This window comes from Vibrio sp. 10N.247.311.14 (assembly GCF_041467715.1).
In the GTDB taxonomy this organism is placed as follows: domain Bacteria; phylum Pseudomonadota; class Gammaproteobacteria; order Enterobacterales; family Vibrionaceae; genus Vibrio; species Vibrio crassostreae_C.
In genome coordinates, this window is the sequence record NZ_JBFSVE010000003.1 from 107,964 (window position 1) to 127,636 (window position 19,673).

The window sequence follows — 19,673 nt, forward strand, 5'->3', positions numbered from 1 at the left end:
AAGGCATATTAAATTGGCATGGCATTTGCAAAATAACGTTCATTATCAACTTTTTTGTAGATAGATGAGTTCACGGTCTGACGAACGACACACTGGCTAAAGGGTTAGTTGTTAACGGATTACTCAGCAAGTTCTCTCTCGCTTACTACAATAAAGGTTGAACAGATTATCCATGTCCAAAGATGGAACTGAGCAATGCTTAAACAATTATTAGAACAAGCAAATTCAAATAACGCTAAAGCAAGACTGTATGCATTTGAAAATACAGTTGAGTTAACAAATCTGATTCCACCTACTGTTAGCTACGAAAGCGGCGGTAATACACTTGTTATTGGTCCAACTGCGATCATTGAAAGTGCTGCGGCTCAATTACCTCAATTGACGAGCCTAACCTTATTGTCAACAGATGGCGAAAAGGGCACAAACCCAGAACTGTACTTCGCGAATTCGGTTCAAGTATCCGGTTTCCTTGGCACGTTTGAAGTTGTGATCGAAAACAAAGGCACATCAAGCAATCTAGCGAAAGTCGCGATTAATCACGATTGTTTCGATGTTGTTTTAGACCTATGTCTGAATAGCTGCATGACAGAAGAAGTACCTGTACCGGGTTATTACCCAGTAGGTCGTGGCTATCCAAAACTTGCTGAAGCACTGGAAGAGATTCCAACGCTTATGGGCACATTTGATAAGCCTAAGTTCTTCCGTTTGGACACAGACCTATGTGCACACAGTTCTCGTGGCGTAAAAGGCTGTGAGCGTTGTGTAGATGCTTGTCCTGCTGGCGCACTATCAAGTGAAGGCTCTGATAAGACGGGTCACAATATTGAGATTAACCCTTACCTATGTCAAGGCGTTGGTACTTGTGCAACTAGTTGTCCTACAGAAGCGATTACCTATGCGCTGCCAAACCCTGATGACACTCAAAAGTTTATTGAACGTACGCTAGCTAATTATGAGCAAGCGGGCGGTCTGGATCCAATCGTACTTATCTGTAGCTCTCGTCATGAGACTTACAATGTAATGGCGCTAAAAGCACTGCCAGATAACGTGATTCCAATTGTCGTAGAAGAACTGCCATCTATTGGTATCGATACTTGGTTTGCAGCTTTAGTTAATGGCGCAACTCAGGTTCTGTTTGCCGCATCTCGCTTTATGCCAGAAACGATCATTCGTGTTCTAAATAACGAAGTAGGGATTGCTCAAGAACTACTAGATCAAATCGGTATTCCAAAAGAAACCATCGATATTCTGTACTTAGAATCTCTACGTGAATGTCCTCCAACACTTTGTGTGGATTCATTCGACCTTGCACTTGGCGATCTTCAAGGCAACAAGCGCCAACGTCTATTTACAGCACTTGATGCGATGTCTTCAGCTCGTATTCCTGTTGAAAATATTGTTGAGCTTCCGTCAAACGCACCTTACGGCAACGTTTCGTGTGATAGCAAAGATTGTACGTTATGTATGAGCTGTGTGGCTGTGTGTCCGACACGTGCACTTCATACCGACGGGGCTTCTCCATCACTTAAATTTGTAGAACAAGACTGTATTCAATGTGGCTTGTGTGAAAAAGCATGTCCTGAAAATGTTCTGACTCTTACGCCTCGTATGAACTGGGTAAAAGAAGAACGTCAAAAAGCAGTTGTGATTCATGAAGAGAAAGCTGCGGAATGTGTACGTTGCCATAAACCATTCGCACCTCAGTCTATGATTGACATGTTACAGAACAAGTTACGCGGTCACTCTCACTTTTCAGATGAAGCAGCGATTAATCGTATTGCTATGTGTGAAGACTGCCGTGTGGTGGATATGTTCGATTCAATGGCTCAAGACCCATTGAAACAATTGAAATACTAGGAGTTAGCCTTGGAAACGAATTTGGATCAGGCACAAGAACAGACACTAAGAACTGAGATCTATTTGGTTCTATCCGCACTGTTTCGCAGCGCACCTTCTGAAGAGGTGATCGACTTTCTAAAAACACTCGATATTGAAGCGTCTGAAAGCGCAATGCAAAAGGCTTGGATTGCCATTCAACAAGCGGCAACGGAATCAAATCGCGAAGCGTTAGAAGACGAATATCAAGATCTGTTCATTGGCATTGGCCGTGGAGAGATAGTTCCATTTGGTTCTTGGCATAGAACTGGTGCCATGATGGAAAAACCATTGGCAGAGATTCGTCATGACTTAGAGCTTTTAGGCATTGAGCGTGACGATCAAGTGAAAGAGCCGGAAGATCATATCGCAGCACTGTGTGAAGTGATGGCGATGCTAACGGCTGAAGAAGAAGCACTGCAACAGGCGGTATTCAATAAGCACCTTGGCCCTTGGTTTAACTCTTTCACGCGTCAGCTTGAAGGGGCAGAAAGCGCGAACTTCTACAAATCGGCCGCTCAACTGTGTGAAGCATTCTTAACGTTAGAACAAGTGCGTTTTAGCGTGAATACAAAAAGCAGTAAGCACAAATTAAAGATTGATGTGAAAAACGTCACTGATTACGAGTAATCGAGCAGTACGCGATTATATCGATAGAGGGGCATTAAGCCTCCAAAAAAAGATCTACCGTAAGGTAAGGAAGCAATGATGAAAGATAATAAAGATATAAATACAAGCCGTAGGGATCTACTCAAAGGCTTGACGACTGCAGCCGTTGCTGGTGCCGTTGTCGCTGGTACAACTAAAGTGGCAACCGCTTCAGAAACTGTTGAAATTTCGAAAGAAGACGTGAAGAAGACAGGGTATCGTGAGACGCAACACATTCGCGATTACTACGACACACTTTAGGAGATAACGGATGAAACTTGTCAAACGCTCCAATAGTGTGAGCAAAGAAACCAATCAGCTAGGTGTGTCTCGACGTGCCTTCATGAAAAACACTTCATTAGCTGCTGGTGGCGCAGTGGTAGGCGCAAGTCTATTTGCACCAGGTATGATGAAGAAAGCACAGGCTAAATCAGTCGATCCAGAAGCGAAAACAGAAGTGAAACGTACTATCTGTTCTCACTGTTCTGTGGGTTGTGGTATCTACGCTGAAGTTCAAAATGGCGTATGGACAGGTCAAGAGCCTGCATTCGATCACCCATTCAACGCTGGTGGACACTGTGCGAAAGGTGCAGCACTTCGTGAGCACGGCCACGGTGAACGTCGTCTTAAGTACCCAATGAAATTGGAAGGCGGTAAGTGGAAGAAGCTTTCTTGGGAACAAGCGATTGAAGAGATCGGTAACAAAGCGCTAGAACTTCGTAAAGAGTCTGGCCCTGATTCAGTTTACTTCCTAGGTAGTGCGAAACACAGTAACGAGCAAGCTTATGCATTCCGTAAGATGGCTTCGCTTTGGGGCACCAACAACGTTGACCACCAAGCACGTATTTGTCACTCAACCACAGTAGCCGGTGTTGCGAACACTTGGGGTTACGGTGCAATGACAAACTCGTTCAATGACATGCACAACTGTAAATCGATGCTGTTCATTGGTTCAAACCCAGCAGAAGCTCACCCAGTAGCGATGCAACACATCTTGATCGCGAAAGAGAAGAACAACTGTAAGATCGTTGTTGCGGATCCTCGTCGTACGCGTACTGCTGCGAAATCAGATCACTACGTTTCTCTTCGTCCAGGTTCTGACGTTGCGTTTATCTGGGGTGTGTTATGGCACGTCTTTGCAAACCAATGGGAAGACAAAGAGTTCATTAAACAACGTGTATTCGGCATGGACGAGATCCGTGAAGAAGTCGCGAAGTGGAACCCAGCAGAAGTTGAACGCGTAACTGGTGTTAGTGAAAAAGACGTATACCACACCGCGAAACTACTTTCTGAAAACCGTCCGGGTTGTATCGTTTGGTGTATGGGTGGTACTCAGCACACGACGGGTAACAACAACACACGCGCTTACTGTGTACTTGAGCTTGCGCTAGGTAACATCGGTAAATCAGGCGGCGGTGCAAACATCTTCCGTGGTCACGATAACGTACAGGGCGCAACTGACCTTGGCGTACTGTCAGACACACTTCCAGGCTACTACGGCTTGTCTGAAGGTTCTTGGCGTCACTGGTCAAAAGTTTGGGATATCGACTTTGACTGGGTGAAAGGCCGTTTCGACGACAACGCATACGGCGGTCAAAAACCAATGAACAGTGCAGGTATTCCTGTATCTCGTTGGGTTGATGGCGTACTTGAAGACAAAGACAAGATTCGCCAACGCGAAAACATCCGTGCCATGTTCTACTGGGGTCACGCGGTGAACTCTCAGACTCGTGGTCCAGAGATGAAAAAAGCGATGCAGAAGCTGGATATGATGGTTATTGTTGACCCATACCCAACGGTTGCAGCGGTAATGAATGATCGTACCGACGGCGTTTACCTGCTACCAGCAACGACTCAGTTTGAAACCTACGGCAGTGTAACGGCGTCAAACCGTTCTCTACAGTGGCGTGACAAGGTTGTTGATCCTCTATTCGAATCTAAACCTGACCACGAAATCATGTACCTGCTTTCTAAGAAGCTTGGTTTCTCTGATCAGCTGTTCAAAAACATCCGTGTTGAGAACAACCAACCACTGATTGAAGATATTACACGTGAATTCAACAAAGGTATGTGGACAATCGGCTACACAGGCCAAAGCCCTGAGCGTTTGAAAGAACACCAACAGAATTGGCACACATTCCACAAAACGTCTCTAGAAGCAGAAGGCGGTCCAGCAAATGGCGAGACTTACGGTCTACCTTGGCCATGTTGGGGCACACCAGAGATGAAACATCCGGGTACACACATCCTTTACGATACGTCTAAGACGGTTGCTGAAGGTGGTGGTAACTTCCGTACTCGTTTTGGTGTTGAGTTTGAAGGTCAAAGCCTACTCGCAGAAGACAGCTACTCGAAAGGCTGTGAGATCAAAGACGGCTACCCAGAGTTCAGTGACAAACTACTGAAACAACTGGGTTGGTGGGATGATCTAACTGCAGAAGAGAAAGCGGCTGCTGAAGGCAAAAACTGGAAGACTGACGTTTCAGGTGGTATCCAACGTGTGGCAATTAAACACGGCTGTATCCCATTTGGTAATGCGAAAGCACGTGCGATTGTTTGGACATTCCCAGACCGTGTACCACTGCACCGTGAGCCACTTTACACGCCACGTCGCGACCTAGTTGCTGATTACCCAACGTGGGACGACAAAGAAGCTATCTTCCGTGTTCCTACGCTTTACAAGTCGATTCAAGAGCAAGACAAATCTGGCGAATACCCGATTATCCTGACCTCTGGTCGTTTGGTTGAGTACGAAGGTGGTGGTGAAGAAACCCGTTCTAACCCTTGGCTAGCAGAACTACAGCAAGAGATGTTTGTTGAAGTGAACCCGAAAGATGCAAACGACATCGGCTTTAAAGACGGTGACGATGTTTGGGTTGAGGGTGCAGAGAAGGGCCGTATTAAGGTGAAAGCGATGGTTACACGTCGTGTGAAACCGGGTCTGGCATTCATCCCATTCCACTTCGGTGGTAAGTTCCAAGGCGAAGATTTGCGTTCTAAATACCCAGAAGGCACTGATCCTTACGTTATTGGTGAAGCTGCTAACACAGCAACCACATACGGTTACGACCCTGTCACGTTGATGCAGGAAACGAAAGTAACCCTTTGTAATATTCGTAAAGCGTAAGGAGTCTTAAAATGGCTAGAATGAAATTTCTTTGTGACACCAAGCGTTGTATCGAATGTAACGGTTGTGTCACTGCATGTAAGAATGAAAATGATGATGCTCTGGAATGGGGTATTCAACGTCGTCGCGTTGTGACACTGAACGATGGCGAACCAGGTGAAAACTCTATCTCAGTAGCGTGTATGCACTGTACTGATGCCCCTTGTATGGCAGTTTGCCCGGCAGACTGTTTTGAACATACAGAAGACGGCATCGTGCTTCACAATAAAGATCTGTGTATCGGTTGTGGTTACTGCTTGTTTGCTTGTCCGTTTGGCGCACCTCAATTCCCTAAACAGGAAGCATTTGGTGAGCGCGGTAAGATGGACAAGTGTACCTTCTGTGCTGGCGGCCCTGAAACAGAGCCAGGTTCTGTGGAAGAGCGTCAGAAGTACGGTGCGAACCGTATCGCTGAAGGCAAACTACCAATGTGTGCTTCTTTATGTTCAACCAAAGCACTGCTAGCGGGTGATGCAGAGAAAGTCTCTGATGTATTCCGTCAGCGTGTTGTTGAACGTGGTGCGAAAGGTGCAGGTTGGACAGACGGCAACGACCTTTCTTACGATGCGACTAAGAGCTAAGTAGGAGAGACATATGCTTACAATGTTTAAGCGTCTCTTCCTTGTTGTGCTGCCGATGTTGGCAGCACTAACAATGCTTTCTCCTATGAGTCATGCATCTGAGACGAACTCATCACAAACTCAATCGAGCTCTGCTCAACGAGAAATCACACAGCTTGCTGGTGCCGATTTTTGGCGACAAGTAAGAAATGGTGAGGAAGGTTACACCACATCTCAATCAGCTGAGCACGGTGTGTTAATCAGTACTCCAGGTCAAACTTGGTACATATTGAAAGAGAAGTGGATGTCACCAGCCGGTGCGGTCGCTATCTTTGGCAGTATTGCTTTTGTGACTTTGATGTACGTTGTGATTGGCCCGCTAATGTTAAGCGCGCCAAGAACGGGTCGTAAAATCAAACGTTGGTCTCGACTAGACCGTGCATTGCACTGGAGCATGGCGTTTACCTTCTTAACACTGGCGTTCAGTGGTTTGATGTTGGTTTACGGTAAACACTTCTTGAAGCCGTACATTCCAACGGATCTGTGGGGCTTCATCGTTCTACTAGCTAAGCAATACCACAACTACATCGGCCCAATTTTCTATGTGCTGTTGATGGCTGTTCTTATCAAGTGGTGGCGCAAGTCTATCTTCAAGATGGTCGATATCCAGTGGTTCATGAAACTAGGTGGTATGGTCGGGAAACATAAAGGTTCTCATCCATCTGCAGAGTTTTCGAACGCGGGTGAAAAAGCACTGTTCTGGCTATTGATTGTTATGGGTAGTGTGGCTGCGATCAGTGGCTTGGTTTTAGACTTCCCAATCTTCGGTCAAACCCGTCGAGATATGGAGCTCTCAAACCTAGTCCACATGTTGGCTGCTTTGATCCTTATCTGTGGTTTCGTGTTCCACATCTACATCGGCTTGTTCGGTATGGAAGGGGCACTAGAAGGCATGGTAACAGGCGAAGTTGATGAGACTTGGGCTAAAGAGCACCATGATCTTTGGTACAAAGAAGTGATGGAACAAGAGAAAAACGGCGTTGAACAAAGCGCTAACGCAGCAACAGAGAAAACGGAAGGGGTGAATAAGAATGAACAAACCTCATAAAGGTATTTGGGTCGCTTACATACTAAGCTGCTTTACGCCATTTACTTGTCTTCTCTCTGGTATGGTTGCCATCATCTACGCGGGCTATCGTTTAGATAAAGGTGAAGACGGCGAAGTAGTGGATACCCATTACTACGGCTTGATTCGCTCGTTCTTCTTGAACTTGACGTTCTTTGTTGTACTTATCGTGACAGTAGCGACCTCTAATGGCGTGTTAATCGGTGTGAACGATTACTGGTATCAAAACCATATTATCGATGACATCGCTTACTACATTCCGTATGTAGGCATGCTGTTTGGTGGTGTTGCGATTGTGGTCTGGTTTATCCGCATGTATCAAGGTATGCAGCGTTTAAGTCAAAACCTACCGCAAAACCCGTCGACAGGACCAAACCTGTAACGCTGAGACGTTAATGACATATCTAAAGAAAGCCCAGTGATTCATTGAACTGGGCTTTTTGTTTTTAAGTCCCCGGAACCGTAAATAGTTGTCAGCCGCTATCTGCATCAGAACCTACTTATTGACCGCTTCAATATGGTGCAACTCCCTTATTTGGTGCAATTGTCGTTGCGATTTTTTTTGGTGTAAAGGACCATAAAAGTGCACCTAAATATTTAGACTTTAATAATCAATAAGTTAAAAACAAAACCTGTTGCACGAAAATTACCCCTCACACTTGGAACGCATCTTGCGTTCACTGTTGAGTCTTTAATTAATTACAACATTGAATCGCACGATATCAGTGCAAATCAGATAAAGCGAAGGAGAATGCTTTAATGAGTGAAACGGTGACTCAAGTTCATAGTGCAGTACAAACCCTTACCCAAAGTTCAGATACTTTATTCCTATTACTCGGCGCCATCATGGTTTTCTTGATGCACGCTGGCTTTGCATTTCTAGAAGTCGGTACCGTTCGAAAGAAGAACCAAGTCAACGCGCTGGTTAAGATCCTTTCCGACTTTGGTGTCTCCGCCATTGCTTACTTCTTTATCGGTTACTGGGTTGCTTACGGTGCACACTTTTTTGCAGACGCAGAAACACTTTCGCAAGGCAACGGATATGAACTGGTTAAGTTCTTCTTCCTAATGACATTCGCAGCGGCAATTCCTGCGATTGTTTCTGGTGGTATCGCAGAGCGTGCTCGTTTCTATCCAATTTTGATTGCGACACTGTTTACGGTTGGTTTCATCTATCCATTTTTTGAAGGCATCATTTGGAACGGCAACTTTGGATTCCAAGATTGGCTAGAAGGTCAGTTTGGTTACGTGTTCCATGACTTCGCAGGCTCGGTAGTGGTTCACGGCGTAGGTGGTTGGATTGCTTTGGTCGCAGTTTACTTCTTAGGGATGCGTAAAGGTCGAATCCGTGCAGGCAAACACACCAACTTCGCACCATCGAATATCCCATTCTTAGCACTAGGCTCTTGGATCTTATGTGTGGGTTGGTTTGGCTTTAACGTGATGTCAGCTCAAGCGATCAATGGCATCAGCGGTCTCGTGGCAATGAACTCTCTCATGGCCATGGTTGGCGGTATTCTTGCGGCTCTAATTGCAGGTAAAAATGACCCGGGCTTCATCCACAATGGTCCTTTGGCTGGTCTCGTCGCTATCTGTGCGGGCTCAGATTTGATGCACCCACTTGGCGCTTTGGTGACGGGCGGTGTGGCAGGTGCGCTGTTTGTTTACCTATTTACTTATATGCAAAACAAAACACAGATCGATGATGTACTGGGTGTATGGCCTCTACACGGCGTATGTGGTGCCTGGGGTGGCGTTGCTGCTGGTATCTTCGGCCAACAAGCTTTCTGGGGTCTAGGCGGCGTGAGCTTTGCTTCTCAGTTGATTGGTACAGTCGCAGGTGTTGCTGTTGCTTTCGTCGGCGCGTTAATCGTATACGGTGTGTTGAGCAAACTAACAGGCCTACGCTTAAGTGAAGAAGATGAATTCAACGGTGCGGATCTTTCTATCCATAAGATCTCTTCTATCAACGAAGACTAACGTTGTTCACTTGGTGGGGTAAAGCACATCAAGTAGACAACTGTTGAACAGAACTAAGCGGCTTCGGTCGCTTTTTTGTTTCTATGGATAGCAAAACAGAGAATTTGAGTAACAACAACCACAACTATCAAGCGAGTTATGTCACAAATAGCCAATGAATTCAGTTGCCTAAGACTATGGTCTAATCCCCAAAACTATTGTTGGAATTTGAACAGTGCTAAGCTGTTACAAAGTGACATATCTAAAAGGACGTTATATGCATTTCCCATATCGAAATATCGTAATTCTTACTGGCGCTGGCATCTCTGCAGAGTCGGGGATACAAACATTCCGAGCACAAGACGGGCTATGGGAAAACCACAAAATCGAAGATGTAGCGACGCCTGAAGGGTTCGCAAAAGATCCTGACTTGGTACAAGCCTTCTATAACAAGCGTCGTCACGGCCTGCAAAGTGAGAGCATTCAGCCCAATTCAGCCCACAAGGCGCTGGGAGAGCTCGAAGACAAGCTTGATGGCAAAGTTACCATCATTACTCAAAACATCGACAATTTGCACGAGAGAGGCGGTAGCAACAACATTATTCACATGCATGGTGAACTTTTAAAAGCGCGTTGCAGTGAATCCAATCAAGTTGTAGAGCACAAAGGCGATATTGAAACGGGTGAACTTTGTCATTGCTGCCAAATCCCTGCACAAATGCGTCCACATATTGTTTGGTTTGGCGAAATGCCACTAAGAATGGGCGACATTTATTCCGCACTGGAAGAAGCGGATCTGTTTATCTCTATCGGAACTTCAGGTGTTGTTTATCCAGCGGCAGGCTTTGTTCACGATGCGAAAATGCATGGTGCACATACTATCGAGATAAACCTCGAACCAAGTGCGGTTGAAAGTGAATTTGAAGAGAAGCGCTACGGAAAGGCGAGTATCGAGGTGCCTAAACTGGTTGGCGAGTTATTATGTACAGAGAAAGGTTCTTTAACGGCCTAAGCCTTGTCTTTAATAACACACATCAGTTTCTGAATCTGAAAAAATAAAGCGGCTTACGCCGCTTTATTTACTTAACTTCTTAACTAACAATAACTTAGTTGTTTACTTTAAGTTTTTGGAAGTACTCGTCATAAATAACGCTCGCTTCACCAACTTCATCTTGCCACACACCGTTATCCATCACTGATTGTGGTGGGAAAACGTTCTTGTCTTCAGCAAATTCTTTAGGAAGAAGAGGGTAAGCGGTTTTAACTGGTGTCGGGTAACCGATCTCTAGAGCAATTTTCGCAGCGTTCTCTGGGCGAAGAAGGAAGTCGATCATCTTATGAGCCGCTTCAGTGTTCTTAGCGCCTGCTGGAATTGCTAGGCTGTCCATCCAGAAGATAGCGCCTTTTTCTGGCCAGATAATGTCAATCGTTGCGCCTTCTTGGCGTGCCATGTAAGCAGAACCATTCCAAAGCATACCAAGAGACACTTCACCTGCTAGGTAAGGGTTCGCTGGGAAATCTGAGTTAAATACCAATACGTTTGGCATTAGCTTACGAAGTTCTTCGTAGGCTTCTTTGATTTCTTCAGGGTTAGTCGTGTTTGGAGAGTAGCCCAGTTTAGATAGAGCGATATGGAAAACCTCACGAGAGTCATCCATCATCATCAGTTGACCTTCCCACTGCGTATCCCACAGATCGCCCCAGTTTTTAACTGAAGACTTGTCTAGCATGTCTGAGTTGATACCAATACCCGTCGCACCCCAGATGTATGGGATTGAGTAGTTGTTATTTGGGTCAAATGGCTTATCTAAGTAATTTGGATCCAAATCTGCAAAGTGGCTTAGCTTGGTTTTATCAAGCTCTTGAAGCATGCCTTCTTTACGCATCTTAGAAACGAAGTAAGTAGAAGGAACCACTAAGTCGTAACCCGTACCTTGAGTTTTTAACTTAGCGTACATGCTTTCGTTAGACTCATAAGTTGAGTAGTAGACTTTAATGCCCGTCTCTTCTGTGAAGTCTTCTAGTACTTCATTTGGAATATATTCAGACCAGTTGTAAAAATACAGTTCTTGGTCAGCTGCGAAAGAGGGTGTAGAAAGTAAAGTAGCAGCACACAATGCGCCGGTATACAGTGTTTTTTTCATTACTGTTCCGTTCATTTGTTTGATTTGGAGCTGGGTAGTGAACCCAAGGTAAAGGATTTCGAAAAATCGCGCTATATTATAGCAGCGATATAATAAAATAGGCAGCCTAAGCTGCCTATTCATTGATATTCTTATTTTTAACTTATTGATTATCTACGTTGACCTGTTAAGTAAACTGGTTACTTAGCCACAGTTAGATAATAAGCTAAATTACTGACCTGCTTTAAGTTTCATGAAGTAATCTTCGTACTTCACTGTCTTATCGCCAACCGCAGCTTGCCATTCAACACGATCAAGGTCTTCTTGCGATGGGAATAGCGCAGGGCTATCTTTGAACTTCTCGTTAGACGCTTTAACGGCCGTTAGGTAGCCTGTGTCACGAGAAATTTGCTCAGCAATTTCAGGGCGAAGTAGGAAATCAATCATCTTATGAGCTGCTTCTACGTTTACCGCACCAGAGCTAATCGCAAAGTTATCAACCCAACCGATACCGCCTTCTTTAGGGAAAACCAGTTTGATTGGTAGACCTTCGTTTTGCGCAGCAGCAGCAGAACCGTTCCACAGCATTCCTAGACCCACTTCACCAGACATGTAAGGCGCGCCTGGGTTGTCTGAGTTAAATACTAGAACGTTTGGCATAAGCTTTTGTAGCTCAGCGTACGCCTCGTCGATCTCTTTTTCGTTAGTCGTGTTACCAGAGTAACCTAACTTACGTAGTGCGATGTGGAACACTTCACGAGTGTCGTCCATCATCATAAGTTGACCTTCTAGCTCTGGCTTCCATAGATCAGCCCAGCTTTGGAAATCTTCTGGGTCGTACATGTCAGTGTTAACAGCAAGACCTGTGATTGCAACTACATGTGGAATAGAGTAGTCGTTGCTTGGGTCGTACGGCTTATCTAGGTAGTTAGTATCTAGATTCTTGAAGTTGTTCAGCTTAGTTTTGTCGATCTTTTGTAGCATACCTTCGTCACGCATCTTAGATACGAAGTAAGTCGACGGCACAACTAGGTCATAGCCTTTGTTGTGTGTTTTTAGCTTTGCGTACAGGGTTTCGTTCGACTCGTAAGTCGAGTAGATAACCTTGATACCAGTTTCATCAGTGAACTGTTCTAGAATCTCACTGTTGATGTAAGGTCCCCAGTTCATGAATACCAATTCTTTGTTATCTTTTGCAAATGATGGTGCAGATAACATTGAAAGCGCACATGCACTACCAGCTAATAGAGTAGCCCATTTTTTCATTGACGTTAGCTCCAAACTAAACGTTGCCCGAAGGCAGTAGATAGAAAAACAGAATGGCAATTTACCATTCTGTTTATGATTAACACTTTTTTGAACTTGAAGTCTCTTAACTTCTTAATCAAGCCTGTCTCTAATATAGAGTAGGAGACTTACTTGATTTTTTCTCTCGCTAATAACTGAGAAATGATCACCAGTATTAACGACACCACTAACATCACTGTTGCTAGGGCGTTTACCTCAGGAGAGATACCCACTTTAACCATTGAGTAAATCTTTAGTGGTAAGATTTCATACGTTGGGCCGGTTACGAAAGAGCTGATGATCACATCGTCCAAAGACAGAGTGAAGCTCAATAACCAACCTGCAGCAACCGCTGGCTTAGCAAGAGGTAGAATGATCTGCTTTAGAATCGTCCATTCACTTGCACCTAAGTCTTTTGCTGCTTCTAGCATCTTCACATCAAAGCCATTCAAGCGACTGTATACCGTTACTACAACAAACGGTAGACAGAAGGTAATGTGAGCAGCAAGTAGGGTAAAGAACCCAAGTTGAACACCCATTACCAAGAATAGCGCAAGAAGCGAAATCGCCATTACGATATCTGGAGACATCATTACGATGAACAGCATGCCATTTACGATGCCTTTACCTTTGAATTGGTAACGGAATAGGGCTACTGCTGTAAGGCTCCCGACAATCGTTGCGGCTGTTGCAGAGAACACCGCTACGTTGATCGAGTGCCACGCAGCCTGCATTAGGCTGTCGTTGTTAATAAGCGCGTCATACCATTTAGTGGTGAAGCCACCCCATTTCATACCAAACTTATTGGCATTAAATGAGTTCGCAATCAATACGATAATAGGTAGGTATAGAAAGGCGTATACCAGCGCCATAAAGCTGAACTTAACTGTGCGACCCATTAGTCTAGCTCCACTTTCTTGTTCAATAGCTTACCTGCTCGGTAGTAGGCATACAGCATCACAGCCATTGCCATGGTCAGTGCGATACTCGTCGCTGCACCAAACGGCCAGTCTCGAGCGTTGAGCACCTGGCTCTTAATCACGTTACCAATCAATAGGTTCTTAGCTCCGCCTAATAGGTCAGAGATGTAGAACATACCTAACGCTGGCAGCAGTACTAACAAACAGCCGCCGATAATGCCCGGCATTGTTAGTGGCAGTACCACTTTCAATAGCGTTTGCAGTTTGTTCGCACCTAAATCTTTAGCCGCTTCTAAGTACGTATCGTCCAGTTTTTCAATCGCTGAATACAGCGGCAGAATCATAAACGGAAGTAGGATGTACACTAAACCGATCATTACTGCGGTTTCTGAGTACATGATACGTAGCGGTTTATCAATGATATCTAGCGCTAACAAGCTTTTGTTCAAGACACCTTGCGTACCCAGTACAATTTTTAATCCGTAGGTACGAATCAAAGAGTTAGTCCAGAATGGCACTATCACTAGGAACAACATGATTGGACGCCACTTCGTAGGCATTTTTGCCACGATGTAAGCGAACGGGTAACCAATAATCAAACAAAGTAGGGTTGCGACAATTGCCATATAGAAAGAGTGCATCAACACTTTAAAATACAGCGGGTCAGCCAAACGCACGTAGTTATCGAGAGTGAAGGTCATCTCGATCAAGTTCGCTTCATCACGAGTAAGGAAGCTAGTACCAATGATCATGATGTTTGGAATCATCACGAACAGCACTAACCAACCTGTGATTAAAGCAACAATTGCGTTTTGTAAATTAAACTTCTTGCTCATCTTCTAATACCACTTCCCAGCTCTCAACCCAAGTTACTGCAACTTTTTGGCCCAGTGAGTGATCAACATCAGGGTCATCTTCGTTGAAGAATTCGCTAACCATGACGCGCATACCAGATTCAAGTTCTACGACTGAATCTAATGTCATGCCTTTATAGGTTCGCTCGACAATGTGGCCAACAATACCGCGTTGCTCAGACTCTTTAATTTCTTCGATACGAAGATCTTCAGGGCGAAGCAATACTTGCAGTTTTTGACCCGGTGTTACGTCTTTATCGTGATAGATAATGGACTCTTCACCTTCGATTGTCGCAACAATGCGTTTTTCATCTTGACGAGATTTCGCTGTCGCTTCGAATACGTTAATTTCACCAATGAAACGCGCTACAAATAGGTTCTTAGGCTCTTCGTAGATCTCTCTTGGTGTTCCGTCTTGTTCAATCACGCCATCACGCATAACAATAATACGGTCAGACATAGACAGCGCTTCTTCTTGGTCATGCGTTACAAAAATGAACGTGATACCAAGTTGGCGTTGTAATTGTTTCAGCTCGATTTGCATCTGTTTACGTAGTTTGTAATCCAGAGCAGATAGAGATTCATCCAACAAAAGAACTTTAGGCTTATTAACGACGGCACGAGCGATTGCGATACGTTGCTGTTGACCACCAGAAAGCTGGTGTGGTTTTCTTTGTGCCATCTGTTCTAGGCGCACCATTTTTAAAGCTTCCAATACACGAGGTTCAATCTCGCTGTTTGGAACTTTCTGCATGCGTAAGCCAAATGCCACATTTTCGAAAACGGTCATATGTGGGAATAGGGCATAGCTTTGGAATACAGTGTTAACATGCCTTTGTTCAGCAGGGACGTGGGTTACGTTCTGTTCAGCTAGCAGTATTTGACCACTATCTGCCGTTTCAAAACCCGCAATCATTCTTAGCACGGTTGTTTTACCACAACCTGACGGGCCTAAAATCGTGAGAAACTCACCATGATTTACGTTTAGATCAAGATTGCCGATGACTTCCTTACCATCGAAGCTTTTACTAATACCAGTTAGCTGTACTACTGGTTTTCCTACTGATTTTTTAGCGTTCAACGTCTGTTTTTCTCCACCTTGGTTCTGTTTGAGAACCTGTTGCTATACACCTTTGAGGCGCGCATCATAATCACCAAAAACGTGAAATCAAAGCATTTTTTACCATTCGAAGATAAAAAATTTCGCAGGTAAAAGTAAACATCCTTTACCATACTGTTATTTACTGGGTTTACGCCCCAACAAGTGTCTAATTATTAACCATTAAGACGCAAAAGCAAGCCTTGTTACAGATTCATATTTTAGTTTGTATCCGACATATGAGTATAATGAAGGTAATTTTTTATCAATAAGTTAGGTGGCTCAGTTTAATTGGCGCACCTAGGTATCACTATGAACAACGACATCGAAAAAGATTTTAATTTGGGCGGTAGTATCGACCGTGCACTTTCTGGCGATTATGAGCTCAAAGCAACGGCTGTATTCCAAGAGGCATGGAAACATACGGTAAGTCACTTTCTTTCGTTTTCCCCTGCGATTGTTGCTCTGATGTTTGTGCAGCTCGCTATCTTTTATATCGCACTAAAACTACAGCTTGGTGATCCCGCGGTTATCTTAGATGCAGTTATCGACCCAGAGTCGTTTACGCCACAAATCGTTGAATCGATTTTTATCGCGAACTTTAGCTATGAAGTGATCAGTGCGCCTATCTATGCGGGTATCTGTTTAATGGCAATGAGTCACGCCGCTGGCCTACAAACCAAAGTACGCCACATCGGTAAAGGTTTGCAGTTTACGGTTCCGGTTATTCTAGTGACTTTGTTTAGCCTAATGCTGCAAGGCATCGCAGGTATGATTCTGCCGTTCTTGTCTATCTACTTCTCACTGGCGTTCAGCCATTCGATTCTGCTGATTTGTGATAAGAAAGTGCCGCCAATGCAATCGCTGCTGCTTTCTCTGCGTGCTGTCAACAAAAAAATCTTCACCGTTGCTTCTATCTACCTATTAGTAATGCTGATGTTCATCGTCGCGGCAATGATGTACGGCATTGGCCTTATCTTCGTTTTACCTTTCTTCTTCCACGTGAAAGGGATTCTTTACCGCGAGATGTTTGGCATTAAACTCAAACTGATCGCGTCAGACAGACCAAAGAGCGACGACGACCACAACGGTAGCAACAATAAAGACCCACAGGTATTCGATGCATAACAACTCTAAATTAAGCGCAAGTAAATCACTTGCGCTAAAAGTGACAGCATTAGCCTTAGTTGGCTCGATCTCGTTAGTTGGCCCAATGCTTTACCAACAAGAAGAAGAGCGCAGGCGAGCGGGGCAAAAGGCTTCAGACTCAGAGCAAAACTTTGGTGACTTGACCGTCTCTTCTGATAAGCCAGATTTCGCAGCGATTGAAGATGTAAATAAAAAGAAAGACACCTTCTTTTCTTATCTTCGCCCAAGTATCAACATCGAAAACAAGCGAATCACCAAAGAACGTGCGTTTCTAACCAAGCTTTCAGAGACGGGGTTGAACAATGTTGACTCTGAAGACGCGTCATACGCAAAGAGACTAGGGAAGCTGTATAGCCTGCCTGTACCTTCATCGGGCTTAGATGACGCTTGGCTGAAAGAAATGTTGAATCGTGTAAACGTGCTACCTGAAGCGCTTGTGTTAACTCAGGCGGCCAATGAATCAGCTTGGGGTACATCTCGTTTCGCCACTAAAGCAAATAACTATTTTGGACACTGGTGTTACACCAAAGGTTGTGGCCTTGTTCCGCTACAACGTAACGAAGGTAGCTCGCATGAAGTCGCAACATTCTCTTCAAGCCAAGAATCCGTACATCGGTATTTCATGAACCTTAATCGTAATCGTGCTTACGCCGATCTAAGAGTGATTCGTGCAAAACTTGATGCGCAAGGTGATGATCTTTTAACAACCGCAACGGCGACAGAGCTCACCAATGGCTTGTTAAAATATTCTGAGCGAGGTTCCGACTATGTGACTGATTTACAAGCTATGATCCGTCACAACGAGGTATACTGGAAAAAGTAACTCATTTTGATACCAACTTGGTTGCCTTCGATAGTCGGCTTATACCAGTAATATCACAAAAAGAGCAGCTCATTGGCTGCTCTTTCTATTTATAAACGCTCAACTTCGACAAGATTATAATAATGAAAAAGACAGCACTCGCTTTATTAGCCTCATTAAGCCTTGGGGTTTCTCTTCCTGCTTCAGCGCAAGAATACATGTTCACGTATTCTAAGCTTTATACTCAGCTGAAAAACAACACCAAAGAAGGGCATGATGATGTCAAAGTTGCGGTCTTCTTTGTTGATCAACAAGCTCAGCAAACCTGTCACATCAGCAAAGCTTGGATGGAAAAAGAAGAGCACTACGAAGAGCTAAAAGTCTCTCCGGCCAATGAACTGCTTCTACCGGTAGATCAAAACCTACGCTCAGCAAACCCTCTTATCTTTGTACAAACTCAAGAACAGGAATGTGCGTATTCTTTTGTGGTGATGACTCAAGAGCCTTTAGCTGGCACAGTAGAAGTTGCACAGATAGAAAACCTATTGCCACAGATGCAGGCGATGCTTGAAGACGTCAGCGGTATGTTCTCTGGTTGGTTCACGCCAGATATCCAAGGGTTAACGCTAGAGTTCGCTAATAAGCTGGAAGGCAACATCGAGCTTTCAAATGGCAAGCAACTACCAATCAAAGAAGGACGTGCGAAATTCACCTTAGAAGAACTGAATGGAAGTGACAGCATCACGTTGCCAGAACCAACAGTTCGCGTATTGCCGTACATTCCCGCGCAATAATTTTTAACAGAATCATTGTTAGTGAAGTAAAAGCTTAGCGAAATCATCCCCCTAAGTTTTTGCGACATATCTTAAAGCAGCCTCATCGAATAAGATCAGGCTGCTTTTCTTTATCTATGATACCAACCGAGAGCTTGTGAAGCCGCGTTTCTCTGCCGTTTAGGCGCTTATCGAACAATAAAAGCAGAATCTTTCTATTACTCAGCTTGTTTATCCGGCCGTTACTATTTCAACATCAAATAAAAATCCGTATAATCCACGCCCTAAAACAGTCCCACTAGCAATCTACAGTCGGTAATACGACGGTGTGAGAGTCGCAATGAACCAAAACGATAATAGAAAAGAAACACTTGAATTCAACAAACTTCAGAAACGTCTGAGAAGAAATGTTGGAAATGCCATCATCGACTACAACATGATCGAAGAGAATGACGTAGTAATGGCATGTATTAGTGGCGGTAAAGATTCATTTGCGATGTTAGATATTTTGCTACGTTTACGTGAAGCAGCACCGATCAAATTTGATGTTGTGGCAGTAAACCTAGATCAAAAACAACCTGGGTTTCCTGAACACATTCTTCCTGAGTACTTTGAAACGCTGAACATTCCTTACTACATCGTAGATAAAGACACGTATTCAGTGGTTAAAGAGAAAGTGCCAGAAGGTAAAACAACGTGTGGCCTATGTTCTCGTCTTCGTCGTGGTACTTTGTACTCATTCGCAGAGAAGATTGGTGCAACTAAGATCGCTCTGGGTCACCACCTAGACGACATCGTTGAGACCATGTTCCTAAACATGTTCCACGGTGCGCGCTTAAAGGCTATGCCACCAAAGCTTCGTTCAGATGATGGTCGTAACGTTGTTATTCGTCCACTGACTTACTGTCGTGAAACGGACCTAATCAAATACGCAGAACATAAAGAGTTCCCAATCATTCCTTGTAACCTATGTGGCTCTCAAGAGAATCTACAGCGTCAGAACATTAAAGCGATGCTAATTGATTGGGATAAGAAAACGCCAGGTCGTGTTGAGAAGATCTTCAAGTCAATCCAGAACGTAAGTCCAAGCCAACTGGCTGACCGCGAGCTGTTTGACTTCGTGAACCTTCCACTAGACCGTAGTGAAGACCGCAAAGCGTACGAATTCGAAGAAGCTGAAATTTCATCTTCTAACATCGATGAGTCAATGTTCATCGACGTAACGAACGTATAATAAGAATAATCGTTGTAGAGCAATAGATGCGCCTACAACAGACAATCGAGTAGGAGGAGGCCTCACGGCCTCCGTCCTCTCACACCACCGTACAAGCG

The 19,673-nt window shown here is 44.4% G+C and carries 18 protein-coding genes; 13 read left to right on the forward strand and 5 right to left on the reverse strand.

Annotated features, from left to right (window positions below):
- Positions 1 to 195: 195 nt before the first annotated feature.
- The 9 genes from AB6F11_RS02280 (at position 196) to cobB (ending at position 10,346) form a co-directional block, all read left to right on the forward strand.
- Entirely contained in the window at positions 196 to 1,857 is a 1,662-nt protein-coding gene (locus tag AB6F11_RS02280) for a 4Fe-4S dicluster domain-containing protein (RefSeq protein WP_102393731.1), read from the forward strand.
- 9 nt (positions 1,858 to 1,866) lie between these two features.
- Entirely contained in the window at positions 1,867 to 2,505 is a 639-nt protein-coding gene (locus AB6F11_RS02285) for a molecular chaperone (protein ID WP_019824641.1), read from the forward strand.
- A gap of 78 nt (positions 2,506 to 2,583) precedes the next feature.
- Positions 2,584 to 2,784, forward strand: coding sequence for a twin-arginine translocation signal domain-containing protein (locus AB6F11_RS02290; RefSeq protein WP_008217926.1), 201 nt, complete (start codon positions 2,584 to 2,586; stop codon positions 2,782 to 2,784).
- A 10-nt stretch (positions 2,785 to 2,794) separates the two neighbouring features.
- A complete protein-coding gene (locus AB6F11_RS02295; protein WP_102393732.1) occupies positions 2,795 to 5,650 on the forward strand; it encodes a formate dehydrogenase subunit alpha in 2,856 nt (951 codons plus the stop codon).
- Positions 5,651 to 5,661: 11 nt separating this feature from the next.
- Complete coding sequence (gene fdh3B / locus AB6F11_RS02300; protein ID WP_004742271.1) at positions 5,662 to 6,270, forward strand: formate dehydrogenase FDH3 subunit beta; 609 nt, start codon at positions 5,662 to 5,664, stop codon at positions 6,268 to 6,270.
- 13 nt (positions 6,271 to 6,283) lie between these two features.
- Positions 6,284 to 7,357, forward strand: coding sequence for a formate dehydrogenase subunit gamma (locus AB6F11_RS02305; protein WP_012603931.1), 1,074 nt, complete (start codon positions 6,284 to 6,286; stop codon positions 7,355 to 7,357).
- Positions 7,341 to 7,757 (forward strand): hypothetical protein, encoded by a 417-nt coding sequence (locus AB6F11_RS02310; protein WP_102393733.1) that lies wholly within the window; start codon positions 7,341 to 7,343, stop codon positions 7,755 to 7,757. The genes AB6F11_RS02305 and AB6F11_RS02310 overlap by 17 nt, the downstream gene beginning before the upstream one ends.
- Before the next feature lie 377 nt (positions 7,758 to 8,134).
- Positions 8,135 to 9,355 (forward strand): ammonium transporter, encoded by a 1,221-nt coding sequence (locus AB6F11_RS02315; protein ID WP_017059625.1) that lies wholly within the window; start codon positions 8,135 to 8,137, stop codon positions 9,353 to 9,355.
- Between the two features lie 256 nt (positions 9,356 to 9,611).
- The gene (gene cobB / locus AB6F11_RS02320; RefSeq protein WP_017063867.1) at positions 9,612 to 10,346 is read left to right on the forward strand and encodes a Sir2 family NAD+-dependent deacetylase; all 735 of its coding nucleotides are present in this window, start codon (positions 9,612 to 9,614) and stop codon (positions 10,344 to 10,346) included.
- Between the two features lie 94 nt (positions 10,347 to 10,440).
- Here cobB and AB6F11_RS02325 read toward each other — a convergent pair whose 3' ends face one another.
- The 5 genes from AB6F11_RS02325 to potA form a co-directional block, all read right to left on the reverse strand.
- Positions 10,441 to 11,478, reverse strand: coding sequence for an extracellular solute-binding protein (locus AB6F11_RS02325; protein WP_017059627.1), 1,038 nt, complete (start codon positions 11,476 to 11,478; stop codon positions 10,441 to 10,443).
- A gap of 210 nt (positions 11,479 to 11,688) precedes the next feature.
- Positions 11,689 to 12,723: an extracellular solute-binding protein gene (locus AB6F11_RS02330; RefSeq protein ID WP_017059628.1), complete on the reverse strand. Its 1,035-nt coding sequence runs from the start codon at positions 12,721 to 12,723 to the stop codon at positions 11,689 to 11,691.
- Between the two features lie 149 nt (positions 12,724 to 12,872).
- Positions 12,873 to 13,643, reverse strand: coding sequence for a spermidine/putrescine ABC transporter permease PotC (potC, locus tag AB6F11_RS02335; protein ID WP_004733706.1), 771 nt, complete (start codon positions 13,641 to 13,643; stop codon positions 12,873 to 12,875).
- The gene (gene potB / locus AB6F11_RS02340; RefSeq protein WP_050649907.1) at positions 13,643 to 14,500 is read right to left on the reverse strand and encodes a spermidine/putrescine ABC transporter permease PotB; all 858 of its coding nucleotides are present in this window, start codon (positions 14,498 to 14,500) and stop codon (positions 13,643 to 13,645) included. The genes potC and potB overlap by 1 nt, the downstream gene beginning before the upstream one ends.
- On the reverse strand, positions 14,484 to 15,599 hold the full coding sequence (potA, locus tag AB6F11_RS02345; RefSeq protein WP_102393734.1) for a spermidine/putrescine ABC transporter ATP-binding protein PotA: 1,116 nt from the start codon (positions 15,597 to 15,599) through the stop codon (positions 14,484 to 14,486). Before potA ends, potB begins: the two co-directional genes overlap by 17 nt.
- A gap of 330 nt (positions 15,600 to 15,929) precedes the next feature.
- Between potA and AB6F11_RS02350 the strand changes: the two genes are divergently transcribed.
- The 4 genes from AB6F11_RS02350 to ttcA all read left to right on the forward strand — a co-directional run bounded on the left by AB6F11_RS02350 (position 15,930) and on the right by ttcA (position 19,575).
- Positions 15,930 to 16,745 carry a hypothetical protein gene (locus AB6F11_RS02350; RefSeq protein WP_102393735.1) on the forward strand — a complete coding sequence of 272 codons (816 nt, stop codon included), beginning with the start codon at positions 15,930 to 15,932 and terminating at the stop codon, positions 16,743 to 16,745.
- Positions 16,738 to 17,589 carry a glucosaminidase domain-containing protein gene (locus tag AB6F11_RS02355; RefSeq protein WP_102393736.1) on the forward strand — a complete coding sequence of 284 codons (852 nt, stop codon included), beginning with the start codon at positions 16,738 to 16,740 and terminating at the stop codon, positions 17,587 to 17,589. The genes AB6F11_RS02350 and AB6F11_RS02355 overlap by 8 nt, the downstream gene beginning before the upstream one ends.
- A gap of 122 nt (positions 17,590 to 17,711) precedes the next feature.
- A complete protein-coding gene (locus AB6F11_RS02360) occupies positions 17,712 to 18,362 on the forward strand; it encodes a DUF2987 domain-containing protein (RefSeq protein ID WP_017063862.1) in 651 nt (216 codons plus the stop codon).
- Between the two features lie 319 nt (positions 18,363 to 18,681).
- Positions 18,682 to 19,575, forward strand: a complete 894-nt coding sequence (gene ttcA / locus AB6F11_RS02365) for a tRNA 2-thiocytidine(32) synthetase TtcA (RefSeq protein WP_017059635.1) — start codon at positions 18,682 to 18,684, stop codon at positions 19,573 to 19,575.
- The last annotated feature ends 98 nt before the right edge of the window (positions 19,576 to 19,673 follow it).